The 20,759-nt window shown below is 66.7% G+C and carries 17 protein-coding genes and 1 tRNA gene; 7 read left to right on the top strand and 11 right to left on the bottom strand.

The genetic code is table 11. The annotated features are described in order from the left end of the window. Positions 1 to 186: 186 nt before the first annotated feature. The 5 genes from KOR34_RS11830 to KOR34_RS11810 all read left to right on the top strand — a co-directional run bounded on the left by KOR34_RS11830 (position 187) and on the right by KOR34_RS11810 (position 3,904). Positions 187 to 630, top strand: a complete 444-nt coding sequence (locus KOR34_RS11830; protein ID WP_146564785.1) for a hypothetical protein — start codon at positions 187 to 189, stop codon at positions 628 to 630. A 103-nt stretch (positions 631 to 733) separates the two neighbouring features. Then, entirely contained in the window at positions 734 to 931 is a 198-nt protein-coding gene (locus tag KOR34_RS11825; protein WP_146564784.1) for a hypothetical protein, read from the top strand. An 85-nt stretch (positions 932 to 1,016) separates the two neighbouring features. Further along, positions 1,017 to 1,715: a hypothetical protein gene (locus tag KOR34_RS11820; RefSeq protein WP_146564783.1), complete on the top strand. Its 699-nt coding sequence runs from the start codon at positions 1,017 to 1,019 to the stop codon at positions 1,713 to 1,715. 2 nt (positions 1,716 to 1,717) lie between these two features. Then, positions 1,718 to 3,325 carry a hypothetical protein gene (locus tag KOR34_RS11815; protein WP_146564782.1) on the top strand — a complete coding sequence of 536 codons (1,608 nt, stop codon included), beginning with the start codon at positions 1,718 to 1,720 and terminating at the stop codon, positions 3,323 to 3,325. Between the two features lie 6 nt (positions 3,326 to 3,331). After that, positions 3,332 to 3,904, top strand: a complete 573-nt coding sequence (locus KOR34_RS11810) for a hypothetical protein (RefSeq protein WP_146564781.1) — start codon at positions 3,332 to 3,334, stop codon at positions 3,902 to 3,904. Position 3,905: 1 nt separating this feature from the next. On the opposite strand, the gene KOR34_RS11805 is transcribed toward KOR34_RS11810, so the two are convergent. Beyond that, positions 3,906 to 4,370 (bottom strand): hypothetical protein, encoded by a 465-nt coding sequence (locus KOR34_RS11805; protein WP_146564780.1) that lies wholly within the window; start codon positions 4,368 to 4,370, stop codon positions 3,906 to 3,908. Positions 4,371 to 4,718: 348 nt separating this feature from the next. Between KOR34_RS11805 and KOR34_RS11800 the strand changes: the two genes are divergently transcribed. Together KOR34_RS11800 and KOR34_RS11795 are read left to right on the top strand one after the other, a co-directional pair. Then, positions 4,719 to 5,054 carry a CHC2 zinc finger domain-containing protein gene (locus KOR34_RS11800; protein WP_146564779.1) on the top strand — a complete coding sequence of 112 codons (336 nt, stop codon included), beginning with the start codon at positions 4,719 to 4,721 and terminating at the stop codon, positions 5,052 to 5,054. A gap of 132 nt (positions 5,055 to 5,186) precedes the next feature. Further along, positions 5,187 to 5,444, top strand: coding sequence for a helix-turn-helix domain-containing protein (locus KOR34_RS11795; protein ID WP_146564778.1), 258 nt, complete (start codon positions 5,187 to 5,189; stop codon positions 5,442 to 5,444). Between the two features lie 85 nt (positions 5,445 to 5,529). Here KOR34_RS11795 and KOR34_RS11790 read toward each other — a convergent pair whose 3' ends face one another. From KOR34_RS11790 to KOR34_RS11745, 10 genes are all read right to left on the bottom strand, one after another. Next, positions 5,530 to 6,699 (bottom strand): tyrosine-type recombinase/integrase, encoded by a 1,170-nt coding sequence (locus KOR34_RS11790; protein WP_146564777.1) that lies wholly within the window; start codon positions 6,697 to 6,699, stop codon positions 5,530 to 5,532. Between the two features lie 189 nt (positions 6,700 to 6,888). Then, positions 6,889 to 6,962: transfer RNA gene (locus KOR34_RS11785), tRNA-Ile, on the bottom strand. A gap of 68 nt (positions 6,963 to 7,030) precedes the next feature. Beyond that, the gene (locus tag KOR34_RS11780; RefSeq protein WP_146564776.1) at positions 7,031 to 10,189 is read right to left on the bottom strand and encodes an efflux RND transporter permease subunit; all 3,159 of its coding nucleotides are present in this window, start codon (positions 10,187 to 10,189) and stop codon (positions 7,031 to 7,033) included. After that, complete coding sequence (locus KOR34_RS11775; protein ID WP_228714587.1) at positions 10,186 to 11,562, bottom strand: efflux RND transporter periplasmic adaptor subunit; 1,377 nt, start codon at positions 11,560 to 11,562, stop codon at positions 10,186 to 10,188. The genes KOR34_RS11780 and KOR34_RS11775 overlap by 4 nt, the downstream gene beginning before the upstream one ends. A gap of 213 nt (positions 11,563 to 11,775) precedes the next feature. Then, complete coding sequence (dapF, locus tag KOR34_RS11770) at positions 11,776 to 12,645, bottom strand: diaminopimelate epimerase (protein WP_228714586.1); 870 nt, start codon at positions 12,643 to 12,645, stop codon at positions 11,776 to 11,778. Beyond that, on the bottom strand, positions 12,642 to 13,706 hold the full coding sequence (locus tag KOR34_RS11765; RefSeq protein ID WP_146564775.1) for a S66 peptidase family protein: 1,065 nt from the start codon (positions 13,704 to 13,706) through the stop codon (positions 12,642 to 12,644). Before KOR34_RS11765 ends, dapF begins: the two co-directional genes overlap by 4 nt. Before the next feature lie 32 nt (positions 13,707 to 13,738). Continuing rightward, positions 13,739 to 14,956, bottom strand: coding sequence for a dipeptidase (locus KOR34_RS11760; protein WP_146564774.1), 1,218 nt, complete (start codon positions 14,954 to 14,956; stop codon positions 13,739 to 13,741). 29 nt (positions 14,957 to 14,985) lie between these two features. Further along, positions 14,986 to 17,394 (bottom strand): golvesin C-terminal-like domain-containing protein, encoded by a 2,409-nt coding sequence (locus KOR34_RS11755; protein ID WP_146564773.1) that lies wholly within the window; start codon positions 17,392 to 17,394, stop codon positions 14,986 to 14,988. Between the two features lie 2 nt (positions 17,395 to 17,396). Further along, positions 17,397 to 19,145: a gamma-glutamyltransferase gene (gene ggt / locus KOR34_RS11750; RefSeq protein WP_146564772.1), complete on the bottom strand. Its 1,749-nt coding sequence runs from the start codon at positions 19,143 to 19,145 to the stop codon at positions 17,397 to 17,399. Beyond that, positions 19,142 to 20,614: a sodium:solute symporter family transporter gene (locus tag KOR34_RS11745; protein ID WP_146564771.1), complete on the bottom strand. Its 1,473-nt coding sequence runs from the start codon at positions 20,612 to 20,614 to the stop codon at positions 19,142 to 19,144. The genes ggt and KOR34_RS11745 overlap by 4 nt, the downstream gene beginning before the upstream one ends. Positions 20,615 to 20,759: the final 145 nt, after the last annotated feature.

The raw sequence follows: 20,759 nt of genomic DNA, 5'->3' as shown, positions 1-20,759 counted from the left end.
GCTACCGGCCCCCAGCCCCCGAGGCGATCCGCTCGCTTGGCTCGCTTCCGGCTACGCCTACAGCGAGCCAAGCGAGCGGCCTGCTGGCCTTAACATAGATACTGGTACTGTCCGGGGGGGCTGGTCACCCTGCCCGGGCCTTCCTGGGAGTCGTTCCTGGCCAAGTACCCGCGTCTCCCCGGTTACTTGAAGGTCCTGCGGCTGGACTACTGCCAGGACGAGTCCGAAGACACGGCTACGGATCTTGACCTGTACCTGGTCGACAACGAGACCGGCGAGGAGGTTTGGTACGAGCAGCCAAGAGTGCCCGGGCTCGGCAGGCTCTGCAATGACATCCGCTACGGCGGCGCCAAGACCCGAGATGGCGTTCCTGTCATGGGAGGCAACTACGAGTTTATCTGCGTCGAGCCAGACGTTGACCTTGGGCGGTGCACGCTGTGGCTCAACAAGCACCTGGGCGTGGGGACCGTCTTGGCGGAGGTCAGCCTCTACCAGAGTGGGCGAGTCGTCGGTGTTCAGAAGGTCGAGTTCGAGTCGCGCAAAGGCGACCTTGGCAGGCAGGCAGACAACCGCGCCGCTTCCGGCAATTGGGTCCGGATCGATCTGGAGAAGCTCACGAGTGGCCAGTGACGCCATCCCCGTTAACCCGACTTGGTCTTTGCGTGAACCATTGGTTCACGTAGCGCCGCTCACTCTGAGCGACGGACCGGGTCACTTTAAGGAGGGAAGCCCAATGCCAAAGAAAAAAAGCAAAGGGAAACGTGATGGAGAACGGGTCAGTAAGGTCAGCGAATACGCCGTGCGCATCCGCGAGGTGCACGACACGGTTCGCGAACTCGTCCAGCTGTTCTTCTATCTCATCCTGTCGGGCCTGAGCCTAGGCATGGTGTTGGTCGGAGCGTGGAGGATCAGGCTTCACTGGCTAGGTTGAGTGCTCTCAGCCCCCGTCCACCATTGGTGGGCGGGTTTTCCTTCCTTTTTCCATGACCAACCGACTACTGAGAGCACCAACAACGTTGGCTACGCTATTTGACAAAGATGAATCTCTGGCACCGCTCCCCCAGCGGGTACTGCTGCATCTTAGCCGCTACAAGGCGAGCTTCCTGGAGGCCGTGGCGGCCGCCGTGCTGTCGCCGGCCGAAGTCGAGCGGCGCGACAAGCTGCAGGAGGTCGACGATGCAATCTCAACGCTCTGCGACTGTGGGAAGCTAGAGCGACTTCGCGGGGACTCATTCTTTGCGCGTCGGGGCGTCTACCTGGCTGGACACACGACGAAGATGACCGACATCGCCCTTGTCTACTACTGTTTCTTGGGAGAAGAGCGACGGTGGCTGGTCACCTATCAGGAACTCAAGCCGTTGTTTGCCGCAGAGAACCTCCCCTGCCCGTTCCACAACTACCGGCACGTGCTGACAAGGCGCCAAGGTGTCCCCACGCTGGCTCGGGTCTACCACTGCAAGGCGGCCAATAAGAATGCCCGTGAGCAGATCCGCCGGCACATTACCGAGCATAGCAAGGGGTTCGGCCACTGGGTGGACGACGGGAGTTACCAGCTTTCGGTCCTGGTCGCGAGTGAGGGCCGCAAGAAGGAGGTTGAGCAGTTGATCACTGAAACCTATCGGACATCGCCACCGCTCGGTGAGCTCGCCGGAATCACCGTCTCGGTGGTCCCTACCGAAGAGACGTTCGAGAAAATGGTAGGTAGGCACAGCTAGGCATGGTCGTATACCAGCGTAACAAGTTGATCCTCGGCACACGCGCCTTCGACGAGAAGCCGACGCCGGCGGCTCGCAGGGACGAGTACGTCGAGCCGACCGAGAACGAGCGAGCGACCCGCAAGAAGAAGGGAACGCTGGTTGCTGTCCAGCGTCTACTGGCGCATCGCACTCATATGTATGTGCTCGGAATGAGCCGGGCCGGCAAGTCCGCTAGCACTGTACTGCCCGCAATTGAGCAGATGCTCCTGCCGTTCGATGAGTCGTGGATGTTGCCCGGTGGCGAGAAGATGACCCGAGAGAACCGTTCGGCCCTGGTGGTGATCGACGCCAAAGCCGACAAGGCGTTTCGCAACTCGGTTGACCGCATGGCGGTGGACGCAGGCCGCTTGGTCCAGTCTCTCACCCTCTCGCCTTACCACAGCTGGCGTTTCAATCCGCTCGCCGGGTTTACAGGCAGGGCAGATGACGCGGCGAATCTGTCGGCGAACCTGCTCACCAGCCTAAACCTCGACCTAGGGGGTGGGTACGGCGCCAACTTCTTCACCGTCCAGACCCTCAGCTTGTTGTTCGATGTGTGCAACCACCTCTCGTCGCTGAAGCGGGCGGGCAAGTCGCCGACCATCGGCGAGGCGATTCGGTACATCAAGAAGCACGCGCGAGCAGCGCCCCGGGACAGCGACAGCCTACTGAGCACGCTCAACCTGCTCAGCCATCTGCCGCACCTGCAGCCCGCCGATGATGACCCACACGTCATCCAGATGGTAGACGCGATACTGAACCGTCACGTCGTGATCGTCAGTGTTGACGCTCTCAACCAGGGCCCGGTGGCCCGTCTAGTCGCGGGACTCGTTCTATCGGCGACGCTCGCGGCGGCCACCCGGATCGCGAATGAGCACTCGGGGGACCCATCCCCTCTGCCCCACACGTTCTGCGTTATTGACGAGTTTCACCACCTGGTGTCGCGAAACGCCCAGAACATCCTTACTGGCGCGGCGGGCGTCGGCCTAACGTTCTGCCTCTGCACGCAATCGGTCGACACCATGAAGCTGCGTGACTTGGATCTCTCGCAGGTCGTGTGGGACAACTGCGGTATCAAGTGCTTGCACAGCTGTTTCGGCGAGCAAGATGTGCGCAACCTTCAGGCGTTGAGCCGCGACACCATTCGGCCGCTGGGCAGCCGAACGGCTGCGACCGACTTCCGTTATTTCGGGCGACGGGCCTTCGACGCCGACACAGAATCCGACCGTATTGAGCCGCTCCTGACCCGGAGGGAGATCCAGGAGACGAGCGCCAAGACCAACCGCTGCTTCGTGGTGGTCTCGGCCGGGCAGTTCGAGGAGCCCATCATTACCGACACCTACTTCGCGGAGTCGCACGAGCAGCATCTGGTAAGCAGGGTCACACCCTGGCCGGAATCGCCCTCGTTGATTGGCCGGGAGTCGCCCATTGAATTGACGACCCCTTCCCTTGGCGGCGGCAAGCAGCCGCGGTGGCTGGCGGCTCACCTGGCTAAGAACAAGGCCCCTGTCCACGCGGAAAGGATCACGCGGTTTGAGAACCTGCTCAGCAAGCTTCGGGACGAAGAGATGCCGGGCAATCTGGAGTAGCCAACGATGCGTACCTTTCTGATGTTGCTGGGGATCACGTTTGCCGGCTGCAACCACCCCTATGAGAGAATCGACCCCAGTCCAAACAGCGAGTGGTTTGTCTTCGTGTCCGAAGAGCTAGCCATTGCCGCTCATGAACGGTTCGCCGACGAGCTGCCGGTGTTTGTCGAGCGGTTCTGTGCTCCCGGCGACGTTGTGCATGTCGTCGGAGGCGACGGCCTTGTCTCCTTCACGCTCAAGGCGCCGAGCGGGAGTGACCACACCGCGGGTAGTCTCAAGCGAGACGTCGAAGAGGCGGCAGGCTACTTCCTGCTGCGAACCCATCTGGAGGGTCTGGACAGCTGCCGCCTCGACCTGGACCAGGTCGAGTGGCAGATGAGCCAGCTCCGGGAGACCAACTTCAGACACGCTGTAATCCTACTGGGAAGCAAACGCCCACACCGTTTCCTCGACTACGGGTGTGAGTGCGAAAACCGCCCCCATTCACTACTGAAAGAGTTTTTCGCACGACGGTTCCATCCCGAGTTCGACGTGCCGACCAAGAAGATGCTGGACTTCCAGAAGAACTACGGCTACTAGCTCACCACAGCTCGTAGGCGGCCTGCTGCGAGTAGCAGTCGTGGAGCCGAGCAAGCTTGGTCGCCCCGTACCCCTTTCCCCCGATTTCAACAACCCTCTTGATCGATCCGTCAGCACGAGTCAAGCATGCGTCAGGAACTAGGCCGTCAAAGACACCGACCTCGCCCCGGCAGCGGAGCGTGTCGCCTGACACCCAGGCGCCCTCTGCCCCGCCGTGGTCGCGTTGCCGGTAGTGCAGGAAGACGCTCGCGACCCAGAGGTCGTGGTCGGTTTCTCCCTGGGACCGCGGCCTGGTGCAGTCCCCGCCGTGCAGGCGGCAGGCCTTGTCGGTTGGATACAGAAGCAGCTGTTCGCCCGGCGTACGCCATCGTTTGCGGAGCTGGTAGGCTGCAGGTCGGAAGTAGGGAACGCCGTCTCCCTTGGCCCACGTGTATAGCGGAGCGATCGCGTCACCGGCAACGGACACCAATCTAGGTTCTGCCGTGACGTACCCAGTTTCCCGCAATCGGGTTGCGGTCGCCTCGGCTTGCAATGTGCTGCAGCCGAGAAGCCTGGCCGCCTGGGGAAGGCTGAAGAGCCGCACCTCGAGCGCCAAGGTGCGGAGCAGCGTCTCTTCATGGTTGGTGAACGAAGTCAAGGAATCGTAGCCCGAACAGAGCGACTGGCAGGAAGAACAGGAGTGCCAACAGAGATACTAGCAGCAGGGATGGTCAAGTCGGCTGATAGTACCGACGAGAGTAGGAGCGACCACACCTCGATTCTACTTCAGCAGCGAGTTTTTGTTTAGCAGTTCGACCAGTGTTAGGGTGCTCCCATGCAACACCACGACAACAGACAGCGAGTTGGTTTGATCGACTACGCGGCACTCAGGCAGGAGGTCGGCATCGAGCAGGTGCTGGTCATCCTTGAGTTCAGGCCGGTAGTGAGGAAGGGACCCCAGCTCCGGGGCCCCTGCCCTATCCACAAGTCGTCGTCGGCAACCAGCAGGAGCTTCTCCGTGAACCTGGACCGCGGCGTCTACAAGTGCTTTGGGTGTGGCTCCGAAGGCACGACACTCGATCTTTGCCAGGCCGCTTTCGGCGGAACGCTCTATGAAGCCGCCATCGATGCCTGCCAGCGTCTCGGCATCGAGCCCCCACGGAGGAAGTAGGAACAGAGAAGAGGAACCCGTTACTCCGCCGCCGTGAAGCGGCGGCAAACTACCCCTGAGTCAACAAGGACTCAATGACGTCATCACCGCCACGGAGCAGGCGAACGCCCTCTAAACCGAGGCTTGCTCCGCATGGAACCATCCCCCACGTCCCTACAGCTGCTGACCGTGCCGGAGGTTGGCGAACGACTGAAGATCAGCACCTCCGCCGTCTACCGGCTGGTAGAAAGCGGCCGCCTGAGCTGCCACCGGATTGGCAACGGTCGCGGCGTGATCCGAGTAAGCGAGTGCGACCTGCGGGAGTACCTCGAATCGTGCCGCCAGTCGCGGTCCACGCGCGAGCCGCAGGCAATGGTCACCCGAAAGCCTTTGCGCCACCTCTCGGCGTAGCCGACAAGCCACACGAGTGAGCCGAAGCGTTCGCTCCGTTCTAGGGGCTTGGCCGATGCCAGTCGGCCAAGCCCCGTTTCTGTTGCTAGACCGCAATCCTCCGGGCCTGCTGCAGCAGGTGGGCCGGGTTGTGGGAGAGGTGCTGGTAGGTCCGGGCAAGGGTCGAAGGGTCCTTGTGCCCCATCAGCACCGCGACGGTCAGGCCGTCAAGGCCTGAGGTCTGCAGGGCGTTCGTCGCCCACGAATGTCGGAACGCGTAGAGCGAGTACCGGGGGGCATGGTTCTTAGCCTCGAGCGCCGTGAGCTTCTGCTTGGCTTCCTCTCGCAGCACGGCTGGCGTCTTGGCTACCTCGCGCCCTCCGGAGACTCGGCATGGCCGCAGCGTCTTGATTCTCTTGGCGATCGCGGCCTCGGGGATTCGCACCGAGAGCTCGCGCATCCGCTGTTTGCCCATGCGACACTGGAGGTTGGTGAACTGGCAGCCAACTGACGACGTCGTCCAAGGGCCGCCACTGTTGTTCCGGAACAGTTTTCCCGTCGGGTGCTGGTCGACGAGCCGCGAAGTCAGCTCCAGCACATACTCCGATAGGTAGATGATCCGAGGAGTGCGTTTGCCCTTGGACTCTGATTTTGGGAAGACCCAGCGAGAGTTGGCGAGGTCGACGTGGCGGGCCTCGACCCGCAGGATTTCCTGCGGGCGGCAGCCGGTCTGGTAGGTTGCCTTGAGCAGCTCGGCAAACCGCTCAGTCCGCACGAACGAGAGCAGCGTCTCGAACTCCGTCGGGCAGATGTAGACCTCCCTCCCCTCAGCGCTCGGGACAGACAGATGGGCGATCGGGTTGGTCTCGATGTACCCCTGGCTGCAGGCCCACCGCAGGCACCGCTTCACCGCCCGCATACGGTTTCGGCGGGTGTTGATCGAGTGGCCGTCGACGGCGGCCCACTGCTCGACGTGGTACGGCCGGAGCGAGTCGATGCGCATGTCGCGGTTGGCGTCCAAAAAGCTCTGAATCCGGACGCGGTACCAGTGGTACGTCTCCTCGGCGCGGTTGCGGAGCGTCCACTCTAAGAACGCGTCGGCGACCGAGGCGAAGGACCGGGGACTGACCTTCTTCGAGGTCGGCTGACGCATCAGCTGGTAGAACAGCTCGAACGCTTCGGCCTTGTCAGGGCCGAGGTTGTGCCGCTCTCCTGAGATGGTGACAAACCAGGCGTTGCGGTCCTTGCGGAACCACGGACTGGGGCGACGGGCCATAGGGCGAACTCCTCGACTGTGGGTGATGGTCCACACGAGCGAGCCGAAGAGTTCGCGGGCGTCCGTGGTCGGTGCCAGCCGACACCACGCCGCCAGAGTCGCTACCCCAAGTGTACCCGGCAGAGAGCCCCGAGGGGAATTCTGTACCGAATTCTGTACCGAAGGGATGAGCAGTCGTTGTAAGTCAAGTAGCCCGGGAGGGACTCGAACCCCCGACCAAGGGATTATGAGTCCCCTGCTCTAACCGACTGAGCTACCGGGCCGAGCGGATAGCTGCACTAGTTTAGGCTGCGGCGGACTGCGGGCCAACCGGCGGTCTGAGGGGCGACGATCAGGCTGTCTTGGGCGGCTGCTCGGCCGCCTTGCGAGCGACGATCGCCCGCAGCACCACGTAGAACACCGGGGTCAGCAGCAGGCCCACGGCGGTGACGCCCAGCATACCGCTGAACACGGTGGTGCCGAGCACGCGTCGCATCTCGGCGCCGGCGCCGGTGGCGATCAGCAGCGGCACCACGCCCAGCACGAACGAGAGCGCGGTCATCAGGATCGCCCGCAGGCGGAGGCGGCAGGCCTCGACCGCGGCCTCGACTCGAGTGCGGCCCTCGTCCTCCAGGGCCTTGGCGAACTCGACGATCAGGATCGCGTTCTTGCAGGCCAGCGCGACCAGCACCACGAGGCCGATCTGGGTCAGGATGTTGTTGTCCATGCCCCGCAGCCAGACGCCGAACAGTCCGAACAGCAGGCAGAGCGGGACGATCAGGATGATAGCGAGCGGCAGCAGCCAGCTCTCGTACTGCGCGGCGAGCGTAAGGAACACGAACAGCACGCAGGCCGGGAAGATGAACAGCGCCAGGTTGCCGGCCTTTCGTTCCTGGAACGCGAGGTCGGTCCACTCCAGTCCGAAGCCGGGGGGGAGGTTCTCCTCGGCGATGCGGTCGATCGCCCGCATCGCCTGGCCGGTGCTCACGCCGGGCAGCGTGCTGCCGTTGATGTCGGAGGAGGGGAACAGGTTGTAGCGGACCACGCGGTCGGGTGCGGTGCGGCGCTCGACCTCGGCCACGGTCCCGATCGGAACCAGGGCGCCGTCGGAGCTGCGGGTGCGGAGCCGGTAGACGTCGTTGATGTCGTCGCGGAAACGGTAGTCGGCCTGGGCCGTGACGCGGTAGGTGCGGCCGAGGAGGTTGAAGTCGTTTACGTAGATGGAGCCGAGGTAGACCTGCAGCGCCTCGAACACGCGCCCGACCGGCACGTCGAGCATCTCCGCCTTCTGGCGGTCGATGTCGACGAACAGCTGCGGCGAGTCGGCGCGGAAGGTGCTGAACACCTGGACGAGGCCGGGCTCCTGGTTGGCGGCGGCCAGCATCTTGTTGGTCGCGTCCCGCAGCGCGGGGAACCCGGCGCCGGAGCGGTCCTGCACCTGGGCCTTGAAGCCGCCGGCGTTGCCGATGCCGCGGACCGGCGGCGGGGGCAGCACGAAGATGCCGGCGTCCTTGATGGTGGAGATCCGTTGGCGGAGGTCGGCCAGCACCACGTCGGCGGTCAGGCCCTGGGCCGCGCGGTCGGAAGCGTCTTCCAACGCGGTGAACACGGCCGCGGCGTTCGAGTTGTTGGTGCGGGTGGCGCCGGAGAAACCAGCGAACGCGACCGCGTTGCGGACGCCGGGCGTCTGCATGGCGATCTCGCTGATCTGTTGGACCACGTCGTCCGTGCGGCCGAGCGAGGCGCTGTCGGGCAGCTGGGCGACCACAATGAAGTAGCCCTGGTCCTGGTCGGGGATGAAGCCGGGCGGCACCGCGCGGCTGGCGTAGTAGCCGCCGCCGAGCACCGCCGCGTAGAGCAGCACCACCAGCGCCGCGACGCGCATCGTCCGCCGCACCAGACCCGCGTAAAGGCTCTCGGACCAGTCGAACACCTTGTTAAACGGTCGGAAGAACCAGCCGAACAGAAGGTTGAAGGTCCGAGTCAGCAGGCCCTGCTTGGCGTCGGTGGGGCGGAGCAAAAGCCCGCACATAGCGGGAGTCAGCGTGAGCGACACGAAGGTCGAGATGGTCGTGGCGCCGGCAATGGTGAGCGCGAACTGGCGGTAGAACTCGCCGCTGATGCCGGGCAGGAAGCTCGTCGGCACGAACACGGATATCAGCACCAGGGTGGTGGCGATCAACGCCGACCCGACCTCGGTCATGGCCCGTTTGGTGGCCTCCTTTGGCGCGAGGCCCTGGCCGATCAGACGCTCAACGTTCTCCACGACCACGATCGCGTCGTCCACGACGACGCCGATCGCCAGCACCAGCCCGAACAGAGAGAGGTTGTTGAGGCTGAACCCAAACGCCCGCATCATGGCGAACGCGCCAATCAGCGAGATCGGGATGGCCACGATCGGGATCAGGGTCGCCTGCCACCGCTGCAGGAAGATAAACACCGTCAGCACGACCAGCGAGGTCGCGATGATGAGGGTGGAGAAGACCTCGTCGATCGAGTCCTCGACGAACTCCATCGGGTTGTAGACAATCCGGTAGTCGACGCCGGGCGGGAAGTCTCGACTGACCTCCTCCATCACGTCCTGCACCAGGTGGGAGGTCGCGACGCCGTTGGCGCCGGCGCGGGCGAACACCAGGATGGCGACCGCGTTCTGCTCGTCCAGGTAGCTGTTGACGTCGTAATTCTCGGCGCCGAGCTCGATCTCCGCGACGTCCTGCAGCCGGGTCAGGCGCCCGTTCTCGCCGGACTTCACGACGATATCGCCGAACTCCTCGGGCGAGCGCAGGCGGCCCTTGCTGGCGATCGCCAGCTGGAACGCGGCCTTCTCGTCGACCGGCGGCTGGCCGAGCGAGCCGGCCGAGACCTGCACGTTCTGCTCGCGGAGCGCGGCGATCACCTCGCCGGCGGTCATCTCGCGGGCGGCGATCTTCTCGATGTCTAGCCAGACCCGCATGCTGTACTGGGCGCCGCCGAACACGGTCAGGTCGCCGACGCCGGGGATGCGGGCGAGGGCGTCGCGCACGTGCAGGTAGGCGTAGTTGCTGATGTAGAGCTGGTCCCGGCTGTCGTCGGGCGAGATCATGTGCACCACCAGCAGCAGCTCGGGCGAGCTCTTGCGGGTCGTGACGCCGAGCTGACGCACCTCTGCCGGCAGCCGCGGCTCGGCGACCGCCACGCGGTTCTGAACCAGCACCTGGGCGTCGTCCGGGTCGGTGCCGAGCTCGAAGGTGATGGTCAGCTGGAGCGAGCCGTCCGGCGTGGACTGCGACTCCATATACAGCATGTTTTCGACGCCGTTGATCTCCTGCTCGAGCGGCGTGGCGACCGTGGCGGAAATGGTCTCCGGCGTGGCGCCCGGGTAGCTCGCCCGCACGACGACCGTTGGCAGCGCGATGTCGGGATACTGGGCGACCGGCAGCTGTGTGTAGCTGATAGCGCCTAGCAGCACGATCACCGTGGAGAGCACGGTGGCGAAGATCGGACGGTCGATGAAGAAGTGTGCAAACTTCACTTGCCGACGCTCCCCAGCTCTGGCGTTCCGTTGCCCGAGGCTTGAGGAGTGCGAACCGTCAGCCACTCTTCGCGCGGGACCGGCTGGTAGGAGGTGGGCAGTCCGTCGCCGCTGTCGGCCACCACGGTGGCGGCGGACGGCGTGACGGGCGCGCCGGAGCGGACGAGCTGCACGCCGTTCACAACCACGGCGTCATCCTTGCTCAGCCCCTCGTGCACCACCCGCAGCCCGTGCGACATCGGGCCGATCGAGACCACCCGCCGCTCGGCGACGTTGTCCTCGCCCACCACGAAGACGAACTGCTCCGCCTGGTCAAACCCGACCGCGGCGTCGGGGATCAGGATGGCCTCGTACTGGCCGCTCCCGGGGATGCGGACCTCGGCGAACATGCCGGGGGCCAGCAGCAGGTCGGCGTTGCGGAAGATGGCCCGGCCGCGCATGGTGCCGGTGTTCTCATCCAGGCGGTTGTCGACAAAGTCCATGTGGCCTTTGTGGGGGAAGCCCTCCTCGTCGACCAGCGAGAGGTAGGCCGGGTTCTTCACGTCGCGTGAGCTGCCGCGCTGGCCGCTCTGGGCCAGGCGGGTGTACTTGAGCAGGGCCCGCTCGTTGGCGTCGAAGTAGCAGTGGATCGGGTCGAGCGAGACGATCGTGGTGAGCAGCGTCGAGCCGGGGATGCCGCCGGTGATGAGGTTGCCGGTGGTCGCCTCGCGTCGACTGATCCGCCCCGAGATGGGGGCGGTGATCTTTGTGTAGTCGAGGTTGAGCTGGGCGGTCTCGACAGCGGCCTCGGCCGAGGTCACCGAGGCGTCGGCCGCGACCGCGCGGGCCTTGGCGGACTCGATTGTGGCGTCGGCCGCCTTGAGGTCGGCGTCGGCGCGCTTGCGCTCGCTGAGCATGATGTCGTAGTCGTCCGCGGTGATGGCGCCGGACGGCACCAGCGGCTCGGCGCGCCGCAGCCGCGACTCGGCCAGGTCGAGCCGCGCCTGGACCTGGCCCCGCTGGGCCTCGCTCTGCAGCACCGCGGCCTGCGCCTCGGCGGCGTCGGCCTGGGCCTGGTTGAGGCCGGCCTGCGCCTCGGTCAGCTGGGCCTGGTACGGGCGGGGGTCGATCAGGAACAGCGGGTCCCCCTGCTGGACTGTCTGCCCTTCGTCGAAGTAGTGCTCGATCAGGTAGCCGCTCACGTTGGCCCGCACCTCGACCGATTCAACCGCCTCGAGGCGGCCGATGTACGGGTCCCAGTCGACCAGCTGCATCACGACCGGTTGGGCGACTTCGACTTCGGGCGGGGGGGGCGGCTCACGCTGCGCGGATGGCGCGGCGGTGCAGCCAAGGGCGCCGGCCAATGCCAGCAGCACCATCGGCTTGAGTTTCATAGGTGGGTCGCGGGGAGGCGGTGGGTGGCGCAAGAGGCGCGCCAAGCTAGGCGGGGTGGCTAACTATACGGCGGGTGCGGTAGCCGGGCAATTGTCTTGCGGATGACCGATCTGGTGGCGCCTGCAAAAACGTTAGCGCGTTAACAAAGATGCGGAGCAGGGTGCATTTAACCGTATTGGACAACCGAGTCGCCGCGCGGGTTCGGCTGCGCGTCAGGAGGGCCACTCGCCGCTGAAGACCTCGACCGCGGGGCCGGTCATCCGCACGCGGCCATCGCCGGCTGACCACTCCAGCTCGAGGTCGCCGCCGATCAGGTGGTTGAGGATCCGCCGCTCGGTGCGCCCGGTCAGCACGCCCGCCACGCAGACGGCCGACGCGCCGGTGCCGCAGGCCCAGGTCTCGCCGGAGCCCCGTTCCCAGGTGCGCTGCCGCACCTCGGTGGGGGAGAGCACCTCGACGAACTCCACGTTCACGCCCTCGGGGAAGACCGCGTGCTTCTCGAGCTTGGGCCCAAGGCCGAGCACCAGGTCGTCGGTCGCGGAGTCGACGAACACCACGCAGTGCGGGTTGCCCATCGACACGCAGGTGGCCTCAACCGACCGGCCGTCAACGTCGATCGTCGTGTTGATGACTTGCTCGCCGCCGAGCGTGGTGGGGATCTGGGGGGGCGATAGGCGGGGCTCGCCCATGTCGACCCGCACGCGGTCAACCTTGCCGTCGTGCAGGGCCGCCTCGGCGGTGAGCACTCCGGCGAGGGTTTCGACCCGGACCACCGGCTGGGGCGCCAGCCCGTGGTCGTAGGCGTACTTTACGACGCAGCGGATGCCGTTGCCGCACATCTCGGCCTCGGACCCGTCGGCGTTGAACATCCGCATGCGGACATCGGCCGTGTCGGACGGGAGGATCAGGATCAGGCCGTCGCCGCCGACGCCGAAACGCCGGTCGGAGACAGCGCGCGCGAGGCTCGGCAGCTCGTCCGGTAGCTGTTCCGAGAAGCCGTTGACGTACACGTAGTCGTTGCCGGCGCCGTGCATCTTGGTGAACCGCATCCGCTTCGCCTCGCAGCCGGTGGGGGTCGTCATCGGACGGAAACCGGGTTTTCCAGCACCTCGAACGTCAGCGAGTCGGCGTCGAGCCGGCAGGGCACGCCGAACGGGATGGTCGCGTTGAGCGGCACGTGCCCGGCGGCGAAGTTCCTCACCACCGGGTAGGCCGCGCCGCGGAAGTAGTCGTCGAACACCTGCTGCAGCGACAGGCCGCCTCGGTCGTCGTCGTCCTCGCAGCCGCGGAACTGGCCCAGCACCACGCCGCTCAGCTTGTCGAGCTTGCCCGCCAGCCGGAGCTCGCTGAGCATGCGGTCGATGCGGTACGGCGCCTCGCCGACATCCTCCAGGAACAGGATCTTGCCGTCGGCGGCGATCTCGTAGGGCGTGCCGAGCGTGGCGGCGACAAGCGTCAGGTTGCCGCCGGTCACGGTCCCCTCGCCCACGCCTGGGGCCAGCGGCACCAGCGGCCCGTTCTTCTTGGGGAGCTTGTAGGTGAAACCCTGCTCTTCCTCGTTCTCCGACGCGAGCAGGCACCGCCAGAAATACTTGGCGGAGAAGTCCGCCAGGTTGCTGTCCGAACCGAGCCCCCACTGCGGGTTGGGCGAGTGGAACGTCACCAGGTTGGCCTTGGCGGCGAGCGCGAGGTGCAGCGCGGTGATGTCGCTGAAGCCGATCACGATCTTGGGGTTCGCCCGCACCACGTCCCAGTCGACCAGGTGCAGCATGCGCGTGACGCCGAACCCGCCGGTGCCCGGGAAGATGGCGTCGACGTCCGGGTCGCGGAACGCCCGCATGAGCTCGTCGGCGCGTTGCTCGTCGGTGCCGGCGTTGTAGCCGCGGCGGCGGAAGAGGTCGTCGGGGACGATGACCTCAAAGCCCATCTCGCGCAGCCGCTTGGCGGCCAGCGTCATGCGGGTCTCGTTCAGCTCGCCCGCCGGGGCGATCATCATGATCGTGTCGCCGGGGCGCAGCGCGGCCGGCTTGATGGGCGCCTCGGCGTATGCAGCCGGAGGGGCGGTTAGCGGGACGGCCAGCACGAGGGCGAGCGTGGCGGCTCGCAGGGCCGCGGCGGGTCGGAGGGGCAGGGGGTGGTACATCGGTGCGCCGTTGGGTCGGTGGTGCGAACGTGCTACTGCTGCTGCTTCAGTTGGGCCGCGTGCTCCTCGACCGCCTTCATCACGCGGAGGATGTTGCCGCTGAGGATCTTGCCGATCTGCTCTTCATTGTAGCCGCGGTCGAGCAGGCCCTGGGTGATGTACGGGTAGCAGCTGACGTCCTCGAGCTGCGCCGGGAGGACGCTCACGCCGTCGTAGTCGGAGCCGAGGCCGACGTGGTCGATCCCGGCCACCTTCACCGCGTGGTCGATGTGGTCCAGCACGTCGTGGATGGTGCCGGCGGGCATGGGCATGTCGGCGGTGAGCTGGTTCATCCGGCGCCGGATCGCCCGTTCGTCGTCGCCCAGTTCCTCGGCGAGCTGCTTGCGGAGGTTGAACTTGTAGGTGTAGTTGTCGGTCGCCGCCGGCACGACAAAGCCGGAGAAGAAGTTGATCATCAGCACGCCGCCGTTTTCCGGCAGACGCTTGAGCACGTCGTCCGGGGCGTTGCGGGGGTGGTCCGCCACCGCGCGGCAGGAGGAGTGCGAGAAGATCACCGGCGCGGCGGTCGTGTCGAGCGTCTGGTGCATGGTCTCCGGCGAGACGTGCGAGATGTCGACCATCATGCCCAGCCGGTTCATCTCGCGGATGACCTCCTTACCGAACTCCGACAGGCCGCCGGCGCGGCTCTCGTCGGTCGCCGAGTCGGCCCAGTCGAGTGAGTCGGAGTGGGTCAGCGTCATGTAGCGGGCGCCGCGCTTGTAGAGCTGCTGCAGCGTGGCGATGGAGCCCTCGATGCAGTGCCCGCCCTCAACGCCGATGAGCGAGGCGATCTTGCCGTCCGCCAGGCACTGATCGATATCGTCGGTGGTGAGCGCCAGACGCAGCTCGCCGGGGTAGCGGCGGACCATCTGGTTCACGAGGTCGATCTGCTCGAGCGTGGTCCGCAGCGAGGTCCCCCGCCGGCTGGTGCTGACCGGCACCCAGACCGACCAGAACTGGATGCCGACGCCGCCCTTGCGCATGCGGGGTATGTCCGTGTGCAGCGTGGGCTGCGGCTGGCTGATGTCGAGCGTGTCGAGGTTCGAGTCGCCCTTGGTGCGGATCTCCCACGGCAGGTCGTTGTGGCCGTCGGCCACCGGGACCCGCTGGTGGATCTGCCGCGCCTTGTCCGTCAGCACGATCGGCTCGGGGTCTTGGGCGGCGGCGGGCATGGCGCAGGCGATCGTCAGCAGGGCGGCAAGGTACTTCATGGCGGGGTCGGCTGTGGGGTGGGGGAAGGTCAGTCGCCGAGTTCGAAGAACCGCAGAGCGGCGGCGGCGATCTGGGAACGGGCGGCTGGGTCCGGGATCAACTCCAGCGGGATGGTCATCGCCACGACGCGCTGCTGGCCGTCGGCGTGCTGCACGGCGGCGGCGAGCTTGCTGCCGCCGAAGGTCAACGCCGCCCGGCCGCCGCCTGCGGCGCGCACGGCGTCCGGGGCCGCGGCAGACACGGCGTCTTGCGGCAGCACAACGTGCACGCCGTCCAGGGCGGATCCGGTCGCGCCCGACGCATCGGAGGCGGCAGGCGAGTCGGCGACAAACTCCATGCGCAACACCCCGCGGCAGAAGTCGCGGCCGTGATTGAGGTTGTCGAGGTCCCACGCGAGGTCGGCCCCCGACACGAACAGCTTGCCGCCGCCCGACAGGTACGCGGCGGCGAGCTGCTGCTCGCGGTCGTCGAAGGTGCGGTCGTGGGAGGACTCCTCGCCCAGCACCCAGAACACGGCGTCGTAGTCGTTGAGCGAAACGAGCCCGCCGGCGACCGCCTCGTTGGCGGCGCCCTCGACGATGACGTTGGCGTTGGCGTCGCAGATGGCCGTGGTGGTGACCGCGGCGGCGAGTCGTGGGTTGTCGACCCGCGTGCGGACGCGGTCGGCCTGGCCGCCCTGGTAGTGCGGCTGGGTGGCGTTCATGTGGCGGTCCCAGCGGTCGAAGCCGTCGACCACCAGCACGCGTTGTCCCTGCGACCGTGGCGTGCACGGCAACGCTTCGGACGGCGTAGAGACGCCCCCCGCGTTGTACGAAGCGACGCGGAAGAAGCACGGCCGCTTGGCGTCCAGCCCCGCCACGCTGTAGGTCGACGTCGCCCCGCCCGGCACGCGGCGGCCGCTGTCGAAGGACCTGCCATCGGTCGATGTGTACACGACGTAACCCGCCGGGCGACCGCCGCTGGCGGCGCCGCTCTTCGGGGCGTTCCAGGCCAGGGTGACAACCCCGTCGCGCGGCGCGGTCGCGCGCAGGTGGGTAACCGCCGCCGGCGGCGCGACCACCGGCGTCCGCCCGCCGTCGATTTCGTGGAAGTACTTGATCAGTCCCTCGCAGGCGGCCTTCGCGATGGCGTCCCGCACGCGCGGGTCGCGGAGCATCTGCGAGTCCTGCTCGTTGTCGTGGAAGCCGGTCTCGATGATGGTGGCGTCGAACTCGTTGTCGATGTACTTGTTGTTCAGTTCGCCGAACTCGATGTCGGCCCGGTCGAGCGTCACCACCTTGCCGCGGTCGTACCAGTCGTGCTCGAACACGCCGGGCTGCGCGATCAGGTTCTCGTTGATCTCCCGGGCGAGCGTCTCCGCGAGCAGCAACTGGTGAGGCGTCCGCGAGGTCGCGTAGTTGTTGCCGTTGTAGAGCCCCAGCACGCCGCGGTTCTTGCCCGACCCGGCGTTGGAGTGGAAGCTCACGAACACCCGGTCCTCGGCCGGCCCCTCCGCCTCGTTGTTCATGAACTTCGAGTACCGCGGCGGCGCCGACACGGTGGCCGACTGGTCGGCGCGGATCTGGCGGTAGCTGTCGGTCTCGATCCCCTGCGAGCGCGCCACGTGCCAGGCGATCCAGTACAGGCCCGACTCGGTCTCGCGGTCCTGACCCGAAACGCCGCCGCCGCGATCGGTGTCGCCACGCCCGTTGCCGAACCGGATCATGTCCGCGATGACCACCGACCCCGGCTCACGCGACGCGTTGCCGATCACCACGGCGCCGTCCGTCCCGGCGTTGAAGTAGTAGGACCCCAGGTAAACCAGACCGTGCCCCACCCGCCGGTGGTCGACGCTCACCTCGGAGACCCCGCCGGCGTGGTGCACCGCGTAGGTCTGGTCGGCGGCCCGGTTCCCGCCGGCGGTCGCCCACGCGTAGACCGGCCACACGCCGGCCTTGGGCAGGTTGGGGCGGTACTCGGCCGTGGCGGTTTCGGCGGCGGTGGTGTGGGCGAAGCGGTAGGGCTCGGCGTCCGCCTGGCCGAAGTAGACCCCCCCGAGCCCGGTCCGCCAGTCGCCCTTGAAGGTGACGCCGGGGTCGGTGTTGTCCATCACGACCTCCAGTGGCTGGTCGCCGACCGGTCGCAAGGGAACCACGGTCGCGCCGGCGCGGAAGATGTGGTCGACGAAGAAGTCCATCTGATCCTTGTTGCCAAGGTCCTCGACCATGCCCAGCAGCAGCGGCCGCTGCGTGGTCCACGACCCGTCGCGGTCGTTGTTGGCGGTGTAGCCGTGCCCGCCGTGCACGTACACAATCTTCCCGGACAACGCGCCGGTGGGGCGGCCGCCGACCGCGACCGGACCCAGCGAAACGACGGGCTCGTCATCCTGCGCGGGGCATACGGACGCGGCCAGCACAGCGGTGACCAACAGGATTGTACGGAGTTGATGCATCTTCATCGCTAGTTCGCTGCGGCGGGTTCTAGGGGAGTGGCCTCTGCCGGGGTCGCGGGCAGGTTCTCGACGGTCGCCTTGCCCTTGATGCGGGGGTCGTAGACCGCCACGAACCCGTTCTCCGGGTCCCGGGCGATAAGCTGGGCGCGGCCGCCTGATCCGAGCGGCGCCACCCGGTGTCCGAACGCTTTGAGTCTTGCAACCTCTTCGTCGGGCGTGGCAGTCTCGTAGCTCACAACGTCAGGCCGCCACTGGTGGTGCACGCGGGGGGCGGCGATTGCCTTGTTGGGCGACATGCCTCGGTCGACCGTGTTCACAATCGCCCACAGCACCTGGGTGATGATCTTCGGCCCGCCGGCGGCGCCGACTGTCAGCAGCGGCTCGCCGCGCTCGTCCAGCACGATGGTGGGGCTCATCGAAGAGAGCGGACGCTTGCCGGCGGCTACCGAGTTGTTCTCGGCGCCGACCAGGCCAAAGGCGTTGGGCGTGCCCGGGTGGATGGCGAAGTCGTCCATCTCGTTGTTCATCACCACGCCCGTGCCGGGGATCACTACCTTCGATCCGAATGACGTGTTCACGGTTGCAGTGATCGCAACCCAGTAGCCGTCGGAGTCGGCGGCGGCGATGTGCGTGGTGTGCCGCCCGAACAGGTCCTGCCGCCACTGGGCCGGCTCGCCGTGGGCCGGGACATCGGTCGCGTGGTCGAGCGAGATCTTGGCCGCTAGCTGCCGGGCGTACTCCTTCGACGCCAGCCGGCGGGGCACGTCGACAAAGTCGGAGTCGCCTAGCCAGTACGCGCGGTCGGCGAACGCCAGCTTCATCACCTCGGCGACCAGGTGCTTCGCCTGGGCGGGGTCCTCTGCGAACAGCTGGTCGAGTTCATAGCCCTCGAGCATGTTCAGCATCTGCGCCACGTGCACCCCGCCGGAGCTCGGCGGCGGAAAACCCACGATCTCGCGGCCGCGGTACTCGCTGCGGATCGGGTTGCGGAGCTTGGCTTCGTAGCCGGCCAGGTCGCTCGCGGTCATGATGCCGCCGTTCTCGCGCATCCACTTGTCAGTCGCCTGGGCGAACCCGCCGCGGTAGAACCAGTCAGGCCCTTCGGAGGCGATCTTGCGGTAGGTGCGGCCCAGGTCGGGGCGGGTCACGGTGTCGCCCGCGGCGGGGGCATGGCCGTCGTCGCCCAGCAATTCCCTGGCCGAGGCCGGGAAGCGGCGGAGCGTTCGCGCCTTGCTGCGTAGCGCCGACGCCAGGCTGCGCGACACGACAAACCCGTCTTCGGCGAGCTGCGCGCCCGGCGCCAGCAGGTCGGCGAACGGCAACGCGCCGAGCTTCTCTGAAAGCAGCGCATAGGCGGCCACGGCGCCCGGCGTGCCGGAGGCCAGCGGGCCGGTTTGACTGAGGTCGGGACGCGCCTGGCCGTCCCGCAGGTACATGTCGCGGTTGGCGGCCGCGGGCGCGGTCTCGCGTCCGTCGATCGCCAGGAACTCGCCCTCTGGGGTCCGCACCAGGATCAGGCAGCCGCCGCCGATACCCGAGTTGTGGCCGTCGACCACACCCAGCGTCAGCGCGGCGGTGATGGCGGCGTCCACCGCGTTGCCGCCCTGGCGGTAGATCTCCAGCGCCGCGTCGGTGGCCAGCGGGTTGACGGTGGCAACAGCGACCGTGCGCTCTTCTGGCGCCGCGACGGCTTCGCTTGGGGCGAGCAGGGCGGCGGCCGCAAGCAGTGGCCAGAAGGTCTGTCTTGTCTTGCTCATGATGGTTCCGGCTCTGGTGGGGTCGCCTGGGCGACCAAGTACCCGACAACAAATGTGACCGAGGCGCCGATCAACGAAAACCAGGGCCAGCTGACGTTGATCCCAAACTTTGCGTAGCAACAGCACGCCAGGCCGAGGGTGATGCCAATCATGCCGGCGGCCTCGCTGGCCCGGCCGAGCACCGCGCCCAGCAGGAAGACGCCTAGTACGATCCCGGTGGAGAACCCGGCGATGCCCAGCACCGCATCGATCACGGCGCTGTCGGGGGCCAGGCTGTAGTAGGCGCCAATGGCCACACCGGCCTGCACGGCGGCGAACACGAAGGTCGCGACCTTCGCGCCGAAGAGCATCCCGCGGTCGGTCATGTCGGGCAGGAACCGCTTGCCGAGGTCGCTGACCAGCACGCCGGCCGACGCGTTCAGCGAGCTGGAGAGCGTCGACATCGAAGCCGCCAGCACGGCCGCAATCACCAGGCCCCGCAGCCCGACGCCCAGCTTGTGCACCACGAACCCGATCAACGCCTGGTCGCCGCGGGTGACGTCGTACCCCAGGGCGCCGGCCGATTGCCAGTAGGCCAGCCCGATGCCGATCATCAAGAACAGCGTGAACTGCAACGCGACCACCGGGCCGCTCAGGCCCACCGCCCACCCGGCCTGACGCTGCGACCGCGCGCACAGGTACCGCTGCACCATCATGTGGTCCGCGCCGTGCGACGCCATCGTCAGGGTCGCCCCGCCGATCAGCCCCGACCAGAAGGTGATGGATGACGTGAAGATCGACGGGTCAAAATCAAACAGACGAAGCCGGCCGGTCTCGCCCGCGAAACGCCACACCTCGCCCGAGCCGCCCGGCGCGTCGGTCAGCAGCATGGTCATCACGACCGCCGCGCCGATCATGTACATCGCGAACTGCAGGCAGTCGTTGATCACCACCGACGCCACCCCGCCCACGCCGGCGTAGATCGCGGTGCAGACCGCCAGCACGAGCACGCACACGTTGAAGTCGAAACCGGTCGCCTCGCCGATCAGCAGCCCGGTCAGCAGCAGCCTCAGACCGTCGGCCGAGTTCCGCATCACCAGGAACAGCAACGACACGAAGCTGCGGACGTTCTTGCCGAACGTGTTCTGCAGCACCTCGTACGCCGTGAGGTACGAGCCGGAGAAGAAGATCGGCAGCACCAGCCAGGTCAGCAGCAGCCGCCCCGTGATGTAACCGAAGGTGAGCTGCAGGAAGGTCAGGTTGCCCCCGTCGAGGAACGACTTGGCGGGCAGGCTCAGGAAGGTGACCGTGCTGGTCTCGGTGGCGACGATCGACAGCAGCAGCATCCACCAGCTGAGGTGACGCCCGCCCACCAGGTATCCCTCGGCCGACTTGGGCGCCTTGGAAGCGAACAGACCAATGGCCGTGCTGCCAGCCAGGTAGCAGACGATAATCAGCCAGTCGAGCAGCGGGATCGTGGTGTGAGGCAAGCGGCGGCGGCGGGAGAGGGCCGGCGTTCGAGGCTGGGGGGATCGGGGTGGCCTCGTCTTGGCAGCGCCAAACGCAAAGGGCCCCCGCCTTACCCCGAGGTCCAATCGTGCTATTTTGAACACATCGTTGACGGATTGCAGCGCA

This window comes from Posidoniimonas corsicana (genome assembly GCF_007859765.1).
In the GTDB taxonomy this organism is placed as follows: Bacteria; Planctomycetota; Planctomycetia; order Pirellulales; family Lacipirellulaceae; genus Posidoniimonas; species Posidoniimonas corsicana.
The sequence above is the reverse complement of the archived record's forward strand: the minus strand, read 5'-3'. Positions and strand labels throughout refer to the sequence as shown.